18 protein-coding genes and 1 tRNA gene are annotated in these 18,091 nt (G+C 59.3%); 13 read left to right on the top strand and 6 right to left on the bottom strand.

What is annotated here, in order from left to right; translation table 11 throughout:
• Positions 1-26 precede the first annotated feature (26 nt).
• Entirely contained in the window at positions 27-668 is a 642-nt protein-coding gene (locus HYPDE_RS10990; protein ID WP_041320368.1) for an NYN domain-containing protein, read from the bottom strand.
• 399 nt (positions 669-1,067) lie between these two features.
• Between HYPDE_RS10990 and rpoZ the strand changes: the two genes are divergently transcribed.
• The 11 genes from rpoZ to HYPDE_RS10935 all read left to right on the top strand — a co-directional run bounded on the left by rpoZ (position 1,068) and on the right by HYPDE_RS10935 (position 12,917).
• The gene (rpoZ, locus tag HYPDE_RS10985) at positions 1,068-1,526 is read left to right on the top strand and encodes a DNA-directed RNA polymerase subunit omega (protein WP_015598529.1); all 459 of its coding nucleotides are present in this window, start codon (positions 1,068-1,070) and stop codon (positions 1,524-1,526) included.
• A gap of 104 nt (positions 1,527-1,630) precedes the next feature.
• Positions 1,631-3,850 (top strand): RelA/SpoT family protein, encoded by a 2,220-nt coding sequence (locus tag HYPDE_RS10980; RefSeq protein WP_041320366.1) that lies wholly within the window; start codon positions 1,631-1,633, stop codon positions 3,848-3,850.
• 124 nt (positions 3,851-3,974) lie between these two features.
• Positions 3,975-4,469, top strand: a complete 495-nt coding sequence (locus tag HYPDE_RS10975) for a DUF2062 domain-containing protein (RefSeq protein ID WP_244437828.1) — start codon at positions 3,975-3,977, stop codon at positions 4,467-4,469.
• 47 nt (positions 4,470-4,516) lie between these two features.
• Positions 4,517-5,332, top strand: coding sequence for a pyridoxine 5'-phosphate synthase (locus HYPDE_RS10970; RefSeq protein WP_015598526.1), 816 nt, complete (start codon positions 4,517-4,519; stop codon positions 5,330-5,332).
• Positions 5,332-5,748, top strand: a complete 417-nt coding sequence (gene acpS / locus HYPDE_RS10965; protein ID WP_015598525.1) for a holo-ACP synthase — start codon at positions 5,332-5,334, stop codon at positions 5,746-5,748. Before HYPDE_RS10970 ends, acpS begins: the two co-directional genes overlap by 1 nt.
• Positions 5,749-5,957: 209 nt before the next feature.
• Positions 5,958-6,725 (top strand): signal peptidase I, encoded by a 768-nt coding sequence (gene lepB, locus HYPDE_RS10960; protein WP_051112074.1) that lies wholly within the window; start codon positions 5,958-5,960, stop codon positions 6,723-6,725.
• A 20-nt stretch (positions 6,726-6,745) separates the two neighbouring features.
• Positions 6,746-7,453 (top strand): ribonuclease III, encoded by a 708-nt coding sequence (gene rnc, locus HYPDE_RS10955; protein ID WP_015598523.1) that lies wholly within the window; start codon positions 6,746-6,748, stop codon positions 7,451-7,453.
• Entirely contained in the window at positions 7,440-8,378 is a 939-nt protein-coding gene (gene era / locus HYPDE_RS10950) for a GTPase Era (RefSeq protein ID WP_015598522.1), read from the top strand. The genes rnc and era overlap by 14 nt, the downstream gene beginning before the upstream one ends.
• A gap of 23 nt (positions 8,379-8,401) precedes the next feature.
• Complete coding sequence (recO, locus tag HYPDE_RS10945) at positions 8,402-9,121, top strand: DNA repair protein RecO (protein ID WP_015598521.1); 720 nt, start codon at positions 8,402-8,404, stop codon at positions 9,119-9,121.
• Between the two features lie 592 nt (positions 9,122-9,713).
• Positions 9,714-10,724, top strand: a complete 1,011-nt coding sequence (locus HYPDE_RS10940; RefSeq protein WP_015598520.1) for a hypothetical protein — start codon at positions 9,714-9,716, stop codon at positions 10,722-10,724.
• A 174-nt stretch (positions 10,725-10,898) separates the two neighbouring features.
• A complete protein-coding gene (locus HYPDE_RS10935; RefSeq protein ID WP_015598519.1) occupies positions 10,899-12,917 on the top strand; it encodes an acetyl-CoA carboxylase biotin carboxylase subunit in 2,019 nt (672 codons plus the stop codon).
• 32 nt (positions 12,918-12,949) lie between these two features.
• On the opposite strand, the gene HYPDE_RS10930 is transcribed toward HYPDE_RS10935, so the two are convergent.
• Together HYPDE_RS10930 and HYPDE_RS19360 are read right to left on the bottom strand one after the other, a co-directional pair.
• Positions 12,950-13,798 (bottom strand): LysR family transcriptional regulator, encoded by an 849-nt coding sequence (locus tag HYPDE_RS10930; protein ID WP_015598518.1) that lies wholly within the window; start codon positions 13,796-13,798, stop codon positions 12,950-12,952.
• A 53-nt stretch (positions 13,799-13,851) separates the two neighbouring features.
• Positions 13,852-14,097 carry a hypothetical protein gene (locus HYPDE_RS19360; RefSeq protein WP_187290887.1) on the bottom strand — a complete coding sequence of 82 codons (246 nt, stop codon included), beginning with the start codon at positions 14,095-14,097 and terminating at the stop codon, positions 13,852-13,854.
• Between the two features lie 27 nt (positions 14,098-14,124).
• Here HYPDE_RS19360 and HYPDE_RS10925 point away from each other — a divergent pair, with 27 nt between their 5' ends.
• Positions 14,125-14,421, top strand: a complete 297-nt coding sequence (locus HYPDE_RS10925) for a hypothetical protein (RefSeq protein WP_244437606.1) — start codon at positions 14,125-14,127, stop codon at positions 14,419-14,421.
• A gap of 70 nt (positions 14,422-14,491) precedes the next feature.
• Here HYPDE_RS10925 and lipB read toward each other — a convergent pair whose 3' ends face one another.
• Positions 14,492-15,235: a lipoyl(octanoyl) transferase LipB gene (gene lipB, locus HYPDE_RS10920; protein WP_015598516.1), complete on the bottom strand. Its 744-nt coding sequence runs from the start codon at positions 15,233-15,235 to the stop codon at positions 14,492-14,494.
• A 250-nt stretch (positions 15,236-15,485) separates the two neighbouring features.
• Here lipB and HYPDE_RS10915 point away from each other — a divergent pair.
• Positions 15,486-15,572: transfer RNA gene (locus tag HYPDE_RS10915), tRNA-Leu, on the top strand.
• Between the two features lie 238 nt (positions 15,573-15,810).
• On the opposite strand, the gene HYPDE_RS10910 is transcribed toward HYPDE_RS10915, so the two are convergent.
• Together HYPDE_RS10910 and HYPDE_RS10905 are read right to left on the bottom strand one after the other, a co-directional pair.
• Positions 15,811-16,875, bottom strand: coding sequence for a polysaccharide deacetylase family protein (locus tag HYPDE_RS10910; protein ID WP_015598515.1), 1,065 nt, complete (start codon positions 16,873-16,875; stop codon positions 15,811-15,813).
• Between the two features lie 209 nt (positions 16,876-17,084).
• Positions 17,085-18,047, bottom strand: a complete 963-nt coding sequence (locus HYPDE_RS10905) for a DUF6232 family protein (RefSeq protein WP_244437605.1) — start codon at positions 18,045-18,047, stop codon at positions 17,085-17,087.
• Positions 18,048-18,091 lie beyond the last annotated feature (44 nt).

The following is an 18,091-nucleotide window of genomic DNA, read 5'->3' as shown; positions in this document are numbered from 1 at the left end:
GATCAAAGGCCTTCCGAGAGAGCCGCTCAGACTTCCTCTTCGGCGAGGTCGTCGTCTCCGAAATAGCTTGAATCACGCGGCGATTGCGCCGATCCGCGGCCTTGATAATTCCGTGCCCCTTCACGCGGGCCGCGGCCGTTCTGAGCCCTGCCGATCTGATCTTCAAGGTCGGCGAGATCGACGAACTGATCGGCCTGCCGACGCAATTCGTCAGCAACCATCGGCGGCTGCGTCTGTAATGTCGAAATGACACTAACGCGCTTCCCCTTTTGCTGAAGGGCAGCAACGAGGCTGCGGAAATCTCCGTCGCCCGAGAAAATCACGATATGGTCGAGAGCATCGGCAAGTCGCATGGCATCGACTGTAAGCTCGATGTCCATGTTGCCTTTGACTTTGCGGCGGCCCGTCGCGTCGGTGAATTCTTTCGTCGGCTTCGTCACCATAGAAAAGCCGTTGTAGTCCAGCCAGTCGATAAGCGGGCGAATAGATGAATATTCCTGCTCCTCAGCCAGTGCCGTGTAGTAAAGCGCCCTTACAAGCTGCCCCTTCTGTCGGAAAAGGCCGAGCAGACGCTTGTAATCGATATCGAACCCAAGCGACTTGGCGGTCGCATAGAGATTGGCCCCATCGATGAACAACGCGATACGTTCTGTCGGATAAAAATGCATGGCTGGTCCTTGATGCCACTTGAATACCAAACGATGTCCAACAACGTCGCCGGGGGGCAATGATGAGAGAAAGCTACTCTCTTTCTTAACAATCGCCGCGATGGGCGGAGGATGTGAAGGTGCTTCTACAGCGTAGACAAAGGGATAACAGATCGTTGCAACGATTAACAATTGTGACAAATAGTCTGATCAAATAGTCTGAGCAATGTGGCTTGAAATCCAAAGTGACGCAACGGTGACTTAAACGACGCGTACAATGACTCCGTTCCAGGAAACTTGCTTTCCACCCATCAACATGCGAAAGAAGCACCAACGTGGCGCTGTGAAGCGGTCCGAGCGATTGTCTGCGCCCCAATTCAATTGAGCAGCCGATAGTTAACCAAGGGAAGGTCAGCCCTCATGGCTCGCGTTACCGTCGAAGATTGCGTCGACAAAATTCCTAATCGTTTTGAGCTAGTTCTCCTGGCAGCTCACAGGGCTCGCGCCATTACGAATGGCAGCGCCATCACGATCGCGCCTGACGATGACAAGAATCCGGTCATTGCCTTGCGTGAGATCGCCGAGCGGACCCTCTCGCCCGACGATATGCGCGAGACGTTGATCTCCTCGATCCAGAAGAACACCGAGGTCGACGAGCCAGAAGCCGTCGCCGCCCCGCTTCTGCCGCCGGATCGCCGCGCACCGATGCTCGGCCGCGATGACCTGTCGACAGATACGCAGGTTGACGTGATGACGGAAGAGCAGCTTCTGCGTGGTCTCGAAAGCATGACCCCGCTTGAGCCCTCCGCAAACATCGGATCGGGTGCAGGTCCGCGGGAGCGTGAACGCGATCGCGATCCGCGGGACCGCTCGCGCTAAAGTCCGGTGGCGGGGCTCGTTCCGTCGCGCTGCCGCACGTCGATTGGCTTTAATCTGAATCGGAGATTCGGTTACGCTTGCGCCCGGAAGGAGTGCGGCGGGTCATGATGCGGCAATACGAACTCGTCGAGCGGGTTCTCAAATACGATCCGAAAGCCGACGAGGCGCTGCTCAATCGCGCCTACGTCTATGCTATGAAGGCGCACGGCAATCAGAAGCGCGCGTCGGGCGCGCCCTATTTCTCGCATCCTCTCGAAGTCGCCGCGATCCTGACCGAGCTGAAGCTCGACGATGCGACGATCGCGACGGCACTCCTGCACGACGTCATTGAGGATACCGACGCCACCCGGGCAGAGATCGACCAGATGTTCGGACCGGAGATCGGCAGCCTCGTCGACGGTCTGACCAAGATAAAGCGCCTCGATCTCGTTTCCAAGAAAGCGGAGCAGGCTGAAAATTTCCGCAAACTCCTGATTGCGATTTCGACCGACATTCGTGTGCTGCTCGTGAAGCTTGCGGACCGGCTTCACAATATGCGCACCCTCGAGCACATGAAGCCCGAAAGCCGTCGGCGCAATTCCGAGGAAACGCTCGATATCTATGCGCCGCTGGCGGGCATGATGGGCATGCAGGCGCTACGCGAGGAGCTTGAGGACCACGCCTTTCGCTGGCTGCATCCGGAAGCCTATGAGGCCGTGACGGAAAGACTGGCGGAAATGCGTCAGCCCAATCGCGGTCTTGTCGAGGAAATTCGACAGGCGATCGCGCGCAAGTGCGCCGATGCCGGCATCAGCGCAGAAGCGACGGGACGCGAGAAAAAACCTTACGCTATTTGGCGTAAGATGGAGAACAAGCAGATCAGTCTGGAACAGCTCTCCGACATCTACGGTTTCCGCGTCATCGTTGATTCGATCGAGGATTGCTATCGCATCCTCGGCATCGTCCATACGACCTGGAGCACGGTGCCCGGCCGCTTTAAGGACTACATTTCGGCGCCGAAGCGCAACAACTATCAGTCCATCCACACGACGGTCTATGGGCCTCGCCATCAGCGTGTCGAGCTGCAAATCCGGACGCATGAGATGCAGCATACCGCCGAGTTCGGCATTGCGGCTCATGCGTTATATAAAGAGAAGCAGTATCAGGCGAACGGCCACGACGTCGACGAAGACGCCGACGACAGCCCCTACGGACGCCTCAGGGCGATGATCTCGTCGCTGCTCGAAGCGGCTAATCCCGAGGAATTCCTTGAGCACACCAAGCTCGAGCTTTTTCACGATCAGGTTTTCTGCTTTACCCCGAAGGGGCGCCTCATTGCATTGCCGCGCGGGGCGACGCCGCTCGATTTTGCCTACGCTGTCCACACCGATATCGGCAACGAAGCCATCGCGGCCTACATCAACGGCCGCCATGTGCCCATCGATACGCACTTGCGCAACGGCGACGAAGTTGTGATCGAAACCTCGAAGAACCACGTGCGCTCCGCTGCCTGGGAAGCCTTCGCGATCACCGGCCGGGCGCGCGCCGCGATACGGCGCGCGGCGCGCGAAGCTGAGAGGAAACGTTTCATCGAACTTGGCCGGCAACTCGTCGGCTCGACGCTGGCGGGCATGGAGATCGATTACTCGGAAGAAAAAATAAAGGCCGCCGCTCCCAAGATGGGGTTCAAATCGGCCGATGAGCTTCTTGCGGCGGTCGGCCGCAATGACGTCGCGTTGCCCGATATACTCGCTGCGATTGTGCCCCAGGTGGGCGGAAGCCCGGTCGAAGAAGGTTACAAGCCGAGCCGCAGGTTTGGCCGCGCGCGAGCGCAGGACGGCTGGTTCAACATCGAGAAAATCAAGAGTCTGAAATTCCGCACTGCCGAAATAGACAATACTGCAACGATTTCAATTGGTGGTCCGAGCCAGGAGCTGCCTGTCCGCTTCGAGCCGGGCGGTGCCGTTCCCGGCGACCGAATCGTCGGTGTCATGGCGCCCGGCGAGGGCATTCGGGTATTTCAGATCCATTCGCCGCGCCTCAAAGAGTACGAGGAAGCGCACTGGATTGATGCCACATGGGACGTCGATCCCGAGCACCCTCAACGATTTCCTGCGCGAATCAGCGTAACAGCCGTCAACGCCCCGGGCTCGCTGGCCGAAATCGCCAAGATTATCGGGGAAACCGGCGGCAATATTGACAATATCAAGATGGCGAAACGGGCGGCAGACTTCACCGTTATGCATATCGAGCTCGAGGTCTTCGATTTGGTGCATTTGGACCACATAATCGCCGGCCTCAGGGCGAAATCCTCTGTCGCCAAGGTTGAACGTCTTTTCGAGTAGCTTAATCTGCGCATAATTTCGGGCATGTAGGAGAGCCGGCACAAGGCGTACGATGGTTCATCGCGGTTTGCGGGATAAGTTGTCAGTTGTTTCGGATGTTGCCGGCAGGTGGGCGCTGAAGTTGGTGCCTTTGCGAAGGCACCTCTTCTACTATTGGCGGCGTATTCTTAGGCTCCGCGCGACACCGCACGAAGTGGCGCTCGGGTGCGCGGCGGGGGTCTTTGCGGCGTGCACGCCATTTCTCGGCTTTCAGATGGCGCTCGCTGGCGCGCTCGCGTTTCTGCTGCGTGTCAGTATCCCTGCCGCACTGCTAGGAACATTCGTCGGCAATCCGTTGAGCTGGCCCGCGATCTGGAGCGCCTCGTACGTTGCGGGCGTCTGGGTGCTGGGCGACGATCCCGCCTATGCGGCCGAGCATTTCGTCCAAACCGCCAATGCGCTCAGCGCGACGCTGATGGCGCCTTCGCGTTCGCTCGACACTGCCGTCGTTAGCTTGTCGCCGATTGTCGAGCCGATGGTCATCGGCGGGCTGCTCGTCGGCTTGATCGCGGCCGTCTTTAGCTACTATCCTACCCGCCAGGCCGTGCGCGTTTTTCAAAAGCGGCGCAGGGCGCACTAACCGGCAGATGCCGGTCCTCCCTAATGACACCTTGATGGCCGAAGATCGTGCCTGCTCTCGATAAACTTGTGAAGTCTGCAACCGACGCAATGCGTCGCGCTCCGCTACGCCTTGGCGTCAACATCGATCATGTCGCAACCTTGCGCAATGCGCGTGGCGGCGTGCATCCCGACCCCCTTCGTGCCGCGCATCTTGCGATTGAAGGCGGCGCCGACGGCATCACGGCTCATCTTCGCGAAGATCGCCGCCACATCTCGGACACCGATATAACGCGCCTCAAGAACGAGTTGACACGGCCCCTCAATCTCGAAATGGCCGCGACGGACGAGATGCTCCGCATCGCGATTCGTCATGTTCCGAATGCCTGCTGCCTCGTGCCGGAGCGTCGCGAGGAAAGGACGACGGAAGGCGGTCTCGACGTGCGAGGCAGCGTCAAAACGCTGAAGCCGTTCATCGCCAGACTTCGCGATGCCGGTATTCGCGTTTCCCTCTTTATCGAACCGGATATCAAGACCATTGAAGCGGCTGCGGCGGTTGGTGCGGATATCGTCGAACTTCACACGGGCCGATACTGCAATTTGGCGCTTGAGCATGACGCCGCTGGAGTTGCGAGCGAAATCGAGCGCCACGCGACCGCGGCTCGGGCTGCCGCATCTGCCGGACTGGAAGTTCACGCGGGGCATGGATTGACTTACAACACGGTCAAGCCCATCGCTCAGATGCCGGAGATTGTCGAACTCAACATTGGGCACTTCCTGATCGGGGAGGCGATCTTCGGCGGGCTGTCGGGAGCCGTCAGACGCATGCGCCTGCTGATGGATGAGGCGCGCGAAGACGCTGCTTGCCTGGGGCGGTCCAGTTGATGATCCTCGGCATCGGCAACGATCTTTGTGATATTCGCCGTATCGAAAAATCGATTGAGCGTTATGGCGACCGCTTTTTGCTTCGCGTTTTCACTGACGAAGAGCGAAGGAAAGCATTATCCCGGGTGCACCCGGCCCACACTTTTGCCAAGCGCTTCGCCGCCAAGGAAGCCGCAACCAAAGCGCTGGGGACGGGCTTCACTAGCGGCGTTCATTTTCGCGATATCGGCGTCGTCAATACGCCGAGCGGCCGGCCGACACTCGCGCTCACAGGCGGCGCTGCGCGCCATCTGGCACAGCTGACGCCCAAAGGTTTTACGGCCCGCATCGACGTCACGTTGACCGACGAATATCCGCTAGCCGAAGCATTCGTCGTTATTTCCGCACTTGCGAGTAGGGACAACTCATCGGACTGAAGCTTCACCGGGGTGGCGCCGCTCCCGGCTGCGGTCGAGGCGGAATCCCCTCGAAAGGATGCTTCGAAGGTGCGACTTACTGTTTTTACTTACGTTTTTGTCATGTTGGTACGTTTCATTGCGGGCTATAGGCAAACTCGCTATAGCGATCCGCTGACACAAAGCGAGCCCGGCCGATGCCGCTCGGCGGCGCAGAGGGAGCCTCCTGGATGAGCATTGGTACCAAGACGTCGGGATCGAGTTGGTCGGAAACCATCATCATCGTCGTCGAAGCGCTCGCAATCGCGATGCTCGTTCGCATCTTCTTCTATCAGCCATTCAATATTCCATCGGGCTCTATGAAGGAGACGCTGCTCGTCGGCGATTACCTCTTCGTATCGAAGCTTTCCTACGGCTACAGCCGGTTTTCGTTCCCATTCAGCCCGAACCTGTTCTCGGGGCGCATTCTGGGCTCGGAACCGACGCGAGGCGACGTTGCCGTATTTAAACTGCCGCGAGATAATTCAACGGATTATATCAAGCGCGTCATTGGTCTTCCGGGCGATGAAATTCAGATGAAGAACGGTCAGCTCTTTATCAACGGGCAGGCTGTGCCAAAGGTCCCCGCGGGTACCTTCACGACACGTGAAGAAGGCCGCGAGCGTACCATTCCCGTCTATGAGGAAACGCTTCCAAACGGCGTAAAATACAAGGTGCTCGACAGCGATCCGGACGGGCCCTACGACAATACCGGCGTCTATAAGGTCCCGCCGGGCAATTACTTTATGATGGGTGATAACCGCGACAACTCCACGGACAGCCGGGTACAATCGGCTCGCTATGGAGTCGGATATGTTCCATTCGAGAACTTCATAGGACGAGCCGAGATCATCTTCTTTTCCGCCGATGTTGATGATCCGGATGCCTTCCGTTGGTGGTCGCCTTGGACATGGCCATTTGACATCCGCTGGAACAGGTTCTTCCATCTCGTGCGGTAAACGGCTACCGGCACAGTCGCATGTTGAGACCTCGGAAATTTAAAGAGCTTGAAACCAAGCTCGGGCACCGCTTCAAGGACCCTGGCCTTTTGGAGCGGGCATTGACGCACGCGAGCGTTCGCGGCGGAAAAATTGCGCGCTTCGACAACGAACGCCTGGAATTCATTGGTGATCGCGTGCTCGGTCTCGCAATCGCTGAGATCCTGAATCAACAATATCCCGAAGCGAGCGAAGGCGAACTCGCCCGCCGCTATAACCGGCTGGTGCGCGGCGAAGCATGCGCCAAGGTCGCGCGCAACATTGGTCTCGGCGCACACCTCATTCTGTCGGAAAGCGAAGCCGACAGCGGTGGGCGCGACAAGACGACGATTCTTGCCGACGCTGCAGAGGCCCTGCTCGGTGCCGTTTTCATCGACGTGGGTTTCGAGAAGGCGCGCACCGTCGTTCGCAAACTTTGGCAGGAGCAGTCGGAGCCTGTGCCGGAAGTCGCGGTCGATGCTAAATCGGCGCTCCAGGAGTGGGCGCAAGGCCAGGGTTTGGCATTGCCGAAATACACGGTCGTGTCGCGCAAAGGGCCGGATCATGCACCGCGCTTCACCGCCGAGGTCATCATCGCCGGGCGCGCACCAGCTCAAGGCGAAGGCGCATCGAAACGCATCGCGGAGCAAGCCGCAGCGACGGCGCTTCTGACCCGCGAGGGCGAAGGAGGCCGTCTTGGCGACGTCTGATGAGGCGCAGAGATCGTCCGGAACTGGCGAACGCCGCTGTGGATTTGTCACCGTGCTTGGGCCGACGAACGCCGGTAAGTCGACACTTGTAAACGCTCTCGTAGGAACCAAGGTCGCAATCGTCTCGCACAAGGTGCAGACGACGCGGGCTCCTATCCGCGGCATCGCCGTCGAAGGTCAGAGCCAGATCGTGTTTCTCGATACCGCCGGGATCTTCAATCCGAAGCGGCGGCTTGACCGCGCCATGATCGATGCGGCGTGGAGCGGTCTCGAAGACGCTGACGCCGTTCTGCTGGTTATCGATGCCGCCGCCGGCCCCGACGACGATGTGATGCGGATCGTCGAGCGATTGAAGTTGGCGCAGATGAAACGCGTCGCCGTTCTGAACAAGATCGATCACGTCGAGGACAAGACCAAGCTGCTGGCGCTGGCGAAACGGCTCGATCAGGAACTGGCCTTCGACCGGATCTTCATGGTTTCGGCGCTGGAAGGCAAAGGCGTTGCCGATCTTCGGTCCTATCTTGCGGGGGTTGTCCCGTTAGGGCCTTGGCACTATGCGGAAGACGACGTGACCGACGTCCCGATGCGCACGCAGGCCGCCGAGATGACGCGCGAGTGCATCTACCGCTATCTGCACCAGGAGCTTCCCTACACGACAACCGTCGAGACGATGAGCTGGAAGACGCTGAAGGACGGATCGGCCCGCATCGAACAGACGATTTATGTCGAGCGCGATGGGCAGAAAAAAATCGTCCTCGGCAAGAATGGCGCGACCATCAAGCAGATTTCAAGCGCCGCCCGCCGCGCGATCGAGGAAATGGCAGGCCACCGCATCCATCTGTTCCTCTTCGTCAAAGTGCGCGAGAATTGGGAAAGCGACCCTGAACGCTATCGCGAGATGGGCCTGCCGTTTCCGAAGTCGTGAGGCGCTCCGACGATCGTTGAATTATGCAATGGACGGATGAAGGCATCATTCTATCGGCCAAGCCGCACGGCGAAACGGCGGCGGTCATAGAGCTGTGGACGCGTGTGCATGGCCGCCATCTGGGCCTCGTTCACGGCGGCCGGTCGCGGCGTCTTCGCCCCGTGTTGCAAGCCGGCAATCACGTCGACGCAACCTGGAAGGCGCGTCTCGCCGATCAGCTCGGGCATGTGACCATCGAAATGCGCCGCGCCTTTGCGGCCGAGACGCTGGACGATGCAGCAGCTCTTGCGGCGCTCTCGACGATCACGACATTGACTCGCTTGCTGCCCGAGCGCGATCCGCATCCGAACCTATATGAAATAACCCTCTTTGTGTTGGGGTTCTTGAACGATGCTACGGTATGGCCGGCGCTCCTCGTTCGCTGGGAGTTGGCGTTGCTCGAGGAGTTGGGATTTGGTTTGGATCTCAGCCAATGCGCAGCGACCGGCAGCAACGATCAGTTGATCTATGTGTCGCCACGAACGGGACGCGCGGTGTCTGCATCTGCAGGCGAACCGTACAGGGACAAGCTGCTCCCGCTTCCGGCATTCCTGACCAGGCATAGATCGGGCGTCGTGACCGGGCATGATGTCCGGCTTGGCTTCGCGCTGACAGGGCATTTCCTCGAGACGCGCGTTCTACTCCCGCGAGGCCAAAGTTTGCCACAGCCGCGCGCACGATTGCTATCTCATCTCGCAGAATGATCCTCGCTATTGGATGCACTTTTCGAATTCGGCGACGGAAACTCGGTGCACGTGCGTTTGAAGGTCGACTGCGCGCGAGATGATCAATCGTATCGCCGATACGCAGCAGCCATCGCTTTGCGGAGGCTCCCCCTCTGCGAGGCCCACCCACTGGTCTTTTGCGTTCGTGCTCCGATACTGACAACGTAAATGGCCGGAACGGCCCGTCCGGTAGCCCCCCGCCGGACGGGTTATAATTTTGGCGAGACCTGTCTAGACGGCGCGTTGGCTTTGCCGTTTCGCGCAGTGCAGACATTACAAACAGGAAATGCTGCGCTCTCCTGGTATCCTTCAGCAACGGTTCATCAGCGGTGGCGGAAATAGCATTCCAACAGTACGCTCGACATGTTTCCTGCTGCGCTTGCGGGAGCGCGGCGGGTATGAACGAGGATCGCAGCTTCCGCTGCGGTCCTCGATACTTTATGTGACACGATCTCCCAAGAGATTCATCGGGCCCTAAGGCCTGTGTAAATTTCGTGCAGCCTTTAACAGGAGATTAAGTATAGGACCCTACTCTGACCCGCAGTTGTCGGCGCTTGGGGTTGGGTTACCGATGAGTGGGTTGCAGTCGCTTCCGATTGGGGAATTTGTAAAACGCGGAAGCCTCGAAGGTTCGGATTTACGCGCCTTGAGGCAGGTATTTTATGAGGACGGCATCGTAACCGCCGAAGAGGCTGCGCTTCTCTTCGACATCAACGACGCCTGTCGCGAGCAGCCGGCCGATTGGGCTGACTTCTTCGTCGAGGCCATCACCGACTATCTCGTCTTTCAGGAGCGGCCGCAGGGTTATCTGACGGCGGACAACGCCCATTGGCTGATTGAGCGCATCTCGCGTGACGGCCGCGTCGACAGCAAGACCGAACTCGAGCTGCTGGTGAATGTTCTCGACAAGGCGCGCTGGGCGCCCGTCAGTCTCGTCAAGTTTGCGCTCGAGCAGGTCAAGGCGGCGGTCATTTATGGAGATGGGCCGCTGCGGAACGGCAAATCGCTTGCTCCGGGCATCATTACGGAAGGCGAAGTCGATCTGCTCCGCCGCATGATCTACGCGTTTGGTGGCGACGGGCACGTCGCGGTCACGCGCGCCGAGGCCGACGTCCTGTTCGATATCGATGAAGCGGTCGCGGATCAGAAGCCCAATCCTGTTTGGACCGATTTTTTCGTCAAGGCGATCGCGAACGTGATGATGGCGGCGTCCGGTTACCGTGTTCCCTCCCGCGAGGAAGCGCTTCGCCAGGAGGCCAGCCTGCATGAGCCGGAAAAGCAAACTTCGGTGCTCGCCGCACTCCTCTCGATGGTTCGATCGAACCTAGCGTCGATCCAGGACGCCTATCATGACCAGACGCCGGAGGAGCGCGCCTTGGCGCGGCTTGAGCACCAGCGGATCGAAATCATCACCAACGAAGAGATCACGGAGGTCGAGGCGACTTGGCTGGTCAGCCGCTTGGGCCGCGACGGGCGTTTGAGCCCCAGCGAAACAGCGCTGGTGAAGTATCTCGAACAGGAAAGCCCGAAAATCCATCCCTCTCTGAGCGAGGCTGTGGCCCGGCTCGTCCACGCGGCCTGAGTGCCCGCTCGGCCAAAGTCTTGGCCAAATCCATTATGCGGCAGGTGATCGCAGGGCCGTAGGGTCCAGGGCCGCCTTGCCATGTTTACGTCGTTCCCGCCACACACTAGAACGGCTCATTGCATTCCCATAAGCAGCGATACGAACAATCACGGGAAGGACCGGGGACGGCCGATGTTTAAGAAGATCCTGATCGCTAACCGCGGCGAAATCGCCTGTCGCGTCATCAAGTCGGCGCGCAAGATGGGCATCAAGACGGTGGCGGTCTATTCGGACGCCGATCGCGACGCACTTCACGTCGATATGGCCGACGAAGCCGTCCACATCGGTCCGGCGCCCGCAGCTCAATCCTACCTTCTCATGGACAAGATCATCGAGGCCTGCAAATCGACGGGCGCCGAGGCGGTCCACCCCGGTTATGGATTTTTGTCGGAGCGCGAGGCGTTCCCGCTCACCCTTCAGAAGAATCGGATTGTCTTCATCGGTCCGAACGCCAGGGCGATCGCGGCGATGGGCGATAAGATCGAGAGCAAGAAGGCGGCTGCTGCCGCCAAGGTCTCGACCGTCCCCGGCTACCTCGGCGAGATCAGCGACGCCAAGCACGCCGTCAAGATCGCCAATGAGATCGGCTATCCGGTCATGATCAAGGCCTCCGCCGGCGGCGGCGGCAAGGGCATGCGGATCGCCTACAACGCCAAGGAAGCCGAGGAAGGGTTCCAGCTCGCGCGTTCCGAGGCGAAGTCGTCGTTCGGAGACGATCGCTGCTTCATCGAGAAGTTCATCGAGAATCCCCGCCACATCGAAATTCAGGTATTGGGCGATAAGCACGGCAACGTTGTCTATCTCGGCGAGCGAGAATGCTCGATCCAGCGCCGCAATCAGAAGGTTCTCGAGGAAGCCCCGTCGCCGTTGCTCGACGAAAAGACCCGCAAGGCCATGGGCGAACAGGCCGTCGCGCTGTCGAAGGCGGTCGGCTATGACAGCGCCGGCACGGTAGAGTTCGTCGCGGGTCAAGATCGCTCGTTCTACTTTCTTGAAATGAACACACGCCTGCAGGTGGAACATCCGGTCACCGAGCTCGTGACGGGCATTGATCTTGTCGAGCAGATGATCCGCGTCGCCGCCGGCGAAAAGCTTCCCTTCAAGCAGGCTGATATCGCGCTGAAGGGCTGGGCCGTCGAAAGCCGCGTCTACGCCGAAGATCCGTTTCGCAACTTCCTGCCGTCAATCGGCCGCCTCGTGAAGTATCGCCCGCCGGCGGAGGGCAAGAGGGACGGCGTGACGGTGCGCAACGACACCGGCGTCTTCGAAGGCGGCGAGATCTCGATGTTCTACGATCCCATGATCGCCAAGCTCGTGACCCATGCGCCGACCCGCGCCGCCGCGATCGAGGCACAGGCGGCAGCGCTCGATGCTTTCTATATTGACGGCATCCAGCACAACATGCCGTTCCTGGCCGCCATGATGCAGCACCCGCGTTGGCGTTCGGGAAACCTGTCGACGGGCTTCATTAAAGAAGAATTCCCCGACGGCTTCGAACCTCGCGTACCCGAGGGTGCCGATCTGACGACACTCGCTGCCGTCGCGGGTGCCATCGATCACCTCGGCAATGCGCGCCGCCGCGACATCACACATCAAATGGCAGGCCGATCGATCAGCTTCGCCAAGCGCCGGGTCGTTAAGGTTGGGGACGCGACCGTCCAGCTTGAGGCGATGGGAACGATCCCTGGGCCCTATTATATCTCGATCTTGAACGACGCCGGTCAGCCGGCGAAGACTCTGGAAATCACCTCAGACTGGTGGCCAGGCGAGCCAGTCTGGCACGGCACCGTGGAAGGTACCGACGTGGCCGTGCAGGTCCGCCCGATCGCGAACGGCATGCTTCTGTCCTATCGCGGGATGCAGGCGCCAACCTACGTTTACACGACCCGTGAGGCGGAGCTTGCAGCTCTGATGCCGGTCAAGGTCGCGGCGGATATGTCGAAATATCTGCTGTGCCCGATGCCCGGTCTCGTGAAGACAATCAACGTCACGGAAGGCCAGGACGTGAAGGCCGGCGATGCGCTGGCGATCGTCGAAGCCATGAAGATGGAGAACATTCTCAAGGCCGAGCGCGATGGCAAGGTAAAGAAGGTCAGCGCCAAACCGGGCGATAGCCTTGCCGTCGATGCGGTGATTCTCGAGTTTGCCTGAAAATAAACGCCGGTCAGCAGTCTCGTCTGCAGCTAATTGAACTTGGCTGCGGCGCGCCGCAGCCCGCGGAGGATTGGTTCAAAGGCTTCCTCGTTCCGGGTCTCCGGATAGACCATGTAGACGGGATAAACGAACTTGCGGGCCCGTTTCGGCTCCCTTACCCGGCCACGTGCGATGAGTTTTCTCACCATGCGGACCGGAAAATAGCCGGAACATTCATTGGCAAGCAGGTAATCGAGCCCCATCGGCCCGAGATCGAGGCTGATGGCGGGATTCGCGTGCTCGGGGAAAGCCGCAGCATGGTCCTGCACGAAATCGATTCCCCAATCGACAAGCAGATAATCGCTGACCGTGCGTCGTCCGCCGGTTTTCGCGGACGATATGAGGACGAATTCCTCATCGAACAGATGTTCGATTGTGAGGCCCGGAGGTAGCGACGGGCGATACATGACGGCGAGATCCAGCGTCCCCTCGATCAGACGCTGGCTCAACTGTGCCGAGGCGCTGGCCGTTGCCGAAACCGCAATGCCAGGGATCTGTACTCTCAGCCCTGATGCCCATTTTAGCAGGAATCCACTCCATAAACTGAGCGGTGCCCCGACCGAAATGTGCTCCGGGTGCTGATCTGCAAGGGAAACTTGAAGCTGCGCCTGCTGCCAGACGCGCACGAGCGCCAGCGCATGCTTCTGAAACAGCTCCCCTGCTGCCGTCAGCTCGACGCCGGATTTCGAGCGCGTAAAGAGTGGTCGCCCGAGCAGCTCTTCGAGACCTTTGATTCGCGCAGAGACGGTCGACTGGGTAATGTTGAGCTTGCGCGCGGCATCGACGAAGCTGCCCGTCTCAGCAACAATCAGAAATGTGCGAGCGAGATTGACGTCCATCGGGTTCGAACTTCACATCTGAGATAAAAACTCATCTATCGACATTTTCGATATCACCAAACATCAAATTTCGTTTGTGCATTGTCTTGAAGTTTATCAATGTCAAAATGACTCGACTCGAGTCGGGTCGACAGGCGCACTCGTCTGTCTACGATTAAAACGGAAGGACGATCTAAAATGGCTAAAGCTGCAAAGAAAGCCGCCAAGAAAGCTCCTGCCAAAAAGGCAGCTAAGAAGAAAAAGAAGTAATGACTTTCTGCCGTGATCGCAGGAGCGGCCGTACCGACCTTCCGGCTCATACGGTTCGCACGATCGCAGCTCTTCTTATGACCTCGGCTGCTTCCGCAGCCACGATTACCAACCGCAGTGATAAGGACGTCAAGCTCACCATCACTGAGGGCTCCTCTCGCCAAGACGAGGTTTTGCCGACCGGCAAGGTTATCGATGGGGTCTGTCGGAAGGGCTGCATCATCCGCCTCAACGACAATTCGAAAGACGAGTACGAGCTTCAAGGCTCGGAAAGCGTCTCAGTCGAAGGGGGTTTTCTCTATTACGATTCTTCGAATAGCGAGGTAGCGCCGACCGGTGGCAGCGCCTCGAATAACGGAGATCGAAATAACTAGAGAGAAGATTGCGGCAAGTGCATCGGGCGCTTGTATCCCATAGGATGCAGGCGCCTTTTCTTTTCTCAGTTCAGCAGCTTAGTGAATCCCCCGCGCCGGCATGCCCGGTGTCGGTCTCTGGCGGCTCGACGCGCTTCGTCGCCCCGAACGCGCGCTCGAAATTTGTCCTCAGTGCAACGTCGACATCATAATATGTCACCGGCAAGCCCAGGCTCGCCAGGCTGGTGACACCGTAATCGCGGATGCCGCATGGAACGATTCCGCCGTAGTGGGAGAGGTCCGGATCGACGTTGATGCTCAAGCCATGACTCGAGACCCCGCGACTGACGCGCAGACCGATGGCCGCAATCTTCTCTTCGACAACTCCGGTCGCTGACGGCCTCTTGACCCAGACGCCAACCCGATCCCGCCGCGTCTCGCCGGTGACGTTGAACTGAGCCAGGGCGCCGACCACCCAAGCTTCGAGCTGAGTTACGAACGCGCGAATGTCGAAACCCCGCGCCCTGAGGTCGAGCATCACATAGACGACCCTCTGGCCCGGCCCATGATAGGTGAACTGGCCTCCGCGACCCGTGCGATAGGTCGGTAGCGCCGAGGCATTGAGAAGATCAGCGTCTTTCGCTCCGGTGCCGCCCGTGTAGAGCGGGGGGTGCTCCAGCAGCCAGATGAGCTCGCGAGACCGGTTGTCGCGGATTGCCGCAGCACGCCTGCGCATGACCTCAAGCGCAAAAGGATATTCAATTGGACGATCGCTGATCGCCCAATCAACTGCGGGCACGGGGCCGGAGCCGGCGATGGAATCGCCAATAAACATAGTTATTATTTATGGCAGTCAGAGATCGATCGCCAGTCTGCTTTGGTATGTCCGGAAGAATGTACGCTCCTGATTACGGCGCGTGAGCCATTTGCCGGTCCCCATTCGTGAGCGTATGTCGTTAGGAAGCGCTGTAAAGCCAATCTGGCGCTTGCGTTCGCCAGATCGCTCTGTTACGTCGGCGTCTTCGCGGATGGAACCGCTTCGGTGGCTCCGATCTTTGCGATAGCCGGGTCCAAGGGTCCGGCATGCGGTTGTGGCGGAATTGGTAGACGCACTACCTTGAGGTGGTAGCGCTGGAAACGGCGTGAAGGTTCGAGTCCTTTCAACCGCACCAAATGGCTCGCCAGGCCATTGGTCATCCCGGAAGCCCCCCGCCTTCCAGGTCTCATCAGTCCCTCTAAGGGCGGTTTGAGCGCTTTCGCGCAGCCATTCGCGCGCCTTTATGAGAGTGTGGGAAGCCACGATTGTTGGTACCCGTCACGCGAGTTGGCCGCTCGATGGCGAATATCCCCGCGCAACAAATCGCCGTTACGATGATGGCGCGCGACCGCTCAGTTCGCCGATGCTGACCCTCAGTTGAAAAGGTTGAACTGCCAGAGCTGATTTTCGTCTTTCGTTTTGCCGGAATTCCGGTCTGCAGACGGAGCGGGCGACGTCGTGGGTGTTCCTTCGACAATCGACGGCTTGGCCTGAACCTTTTTGACGTGCTTCCACACCTTGTGCTTTGCCGAAGGTGGCGGCGTCATCGTCCACACGAGCGAACGCTGTGCCATCGGATCGGCGGCCTTGGCGGCGGTCTTGGCTGCGATCGCCTTCTCTGCTGCGGCATCGTAGGATGCGATAGTCTCGACCGGCGCTTTCGCGACCATGTGCACGACCTTGAAACCTTTGTCGTGAAGTTCGGCAAGTAAGCCCGGCAGCATCGTGGCGGTCCAGGCGTGGATGTCGTGCATCAGGATAATGCCCTTCTTGGTCGTCGCGAGTTGCGCGAGGATGCGCTTTTTGACGACTTCGGGATCGCGCGTCAGGTAGTCCTTCGAGTCGACGTCGACCCAGACGGCACCGATATTCCGGCTCTCAAGATAAGCATCGGCCTGACGGCTGGAACTGAGATAGGGGAAGCGAAAGAGAGGTGCGATCGGTGCTCCGTTTGCTTTCGATACCGTCGAAATGGCGCTTTCGATCTGCTGGTCGAGAGCTTTGGCATTGGCGAAACGCATGTTCTTGTGCGACCAGGTATGGGTTCCGATCGTATTTCCGCCCGCGGCAACCTCGCGAACCATTGCAGGGTCCGAGAGCGCCATCTGTCCGACCATGAAGAACGTTGCCTTCGTGCACTGATCGGCAAGCGCCTTCAGAATGGCTCTCGTACTGGCTTTCGCCGGACCATCGTCGAACGTCAGCACGACTTCGCCGTCATTCAGAAAGTGCGTGGCGTTCTTCCGGTCGCCGCCGATGTTGGCGCCACCATTCGTGTCGACTTCGACAGTTCGCGACACGCCGAGCGTCTTCCCATCATCCGCGCAGGTATCGGCCTTGACCGCGCCGCCTGGTTCTATCTCGGCGTAAAGTGGGGGAATGGCCGCCACAGATAGCAGCGCCGCAACGGCCAGGACGTGCAGGGAAGCTTGCCGCATGTGTTCCTACTTGTTTCCCGTCTGAACCGGGGACTTGTAGGGGGGCGAATATGAACGTTCAACAAACGCAAGGCACTTTCGCCGCTATCCCGCCCTGCCCTGTGACCCAATAGCCGCGACGTGTGACAGGTGCGTCAGATACGCCGCAGGATAATGAGCCAAGAGGACGCGACAGCCTGCACCCGCGGTCGCTCCGAATGTCGAGGGCGCTAGTGCGGCCCACCAGGAAGCAGGCTACCGATATGGTCGAAGAGTTCGACTGCCTGCGGGTAGGCTTGCAGAATTTGCGACATGTCGTTCGAAAGCTCTCGCAAGCGCGCCTTTTGCGTGGGCGTTGGCGTTCCCGCGCGCATCAACAATTCGAGTTCGGAGAGCCGTTGTTCGAGATGCTGCGTGTTTGGCTGACGCGCATAGAAGCGGTGCATTTCAACGATTGCGGAGAGCACCGTGCTGTAGTCGACGAATGTGCTGGCTGTCGGCGAGGCCCCGTTAACAGGCGAGGGCAGGGCTGGCTGCGTCCGGATCTGTCGCGGTGCGCCGCGAGGCGTATCGGGAACCGGCGGCCGCGTACGTGGAACGCCATTCTGTGTCGAAATCCGCTCGGCAGGTGCGGCTACAGCGGCCTGTGCGTGCGAAGCCCCGTTGGAGCTGCGTTGTGAGGGAAGGCTGGTCATGCCCGTTGCGAGGTTCTCGATCTGCCCGTTTTCAAAATTAATCGAGAAAACCAACGAGTCATCTCCCCGATTGATCTTCTCGGTCAGAATGCCGCGAACTTCATTGAGGATCGCTCTGTCGGGAGCGGTGAAGCGCGACAGCACGCCATCGTTCGACGAGATCAGCAGGTACGGCGTCTTGTCTTGCGGCCTTAACGCGAGACCCGCAAAGGCGAGCGTAATGAAACCGAGGACGACGCTGGCTCCCGTTGGTGCCAGGGGGCCGAACGACAGATCCGGCCGCATTGATCCGAAAGTCATCACCAGAAAAAGTACCGCGAGACCCCAATAGAGGATGACAGGCTTCGGCGGGACATGGGTGCCGACGGTGATGGTCGAGATGTTCGCGATAGGGATGGTGCGCGATGGGGTCGTCAGAACGCGACCCTCGATCCGAAGCGCGTCAAACGTCTTCGTCGCCGCAGCGCTCTCTGGAATGCGTCCGTGAAATGCCATCATCGAAGTGCCCGCTTTCGGAACTATCGCACTAGTTCTCGCCACGA

The sequence above is a fragment of the Hyphomicrobium denitrificans 1NES1 genome (assembly GCF_000230975.2).
Taxonomy (GTDB): domain Bacteria; phylum Pseudomonadota; class Alphaproteobacteria; order Rhizobiales; family Hyphomicrobiaceae; genus Hyphomicrobium_B; species Hyphomicrobium_B denitrificans_A.
This window is presented reverse-complemented; position numbering and strand designations above follow the sequence as displayed.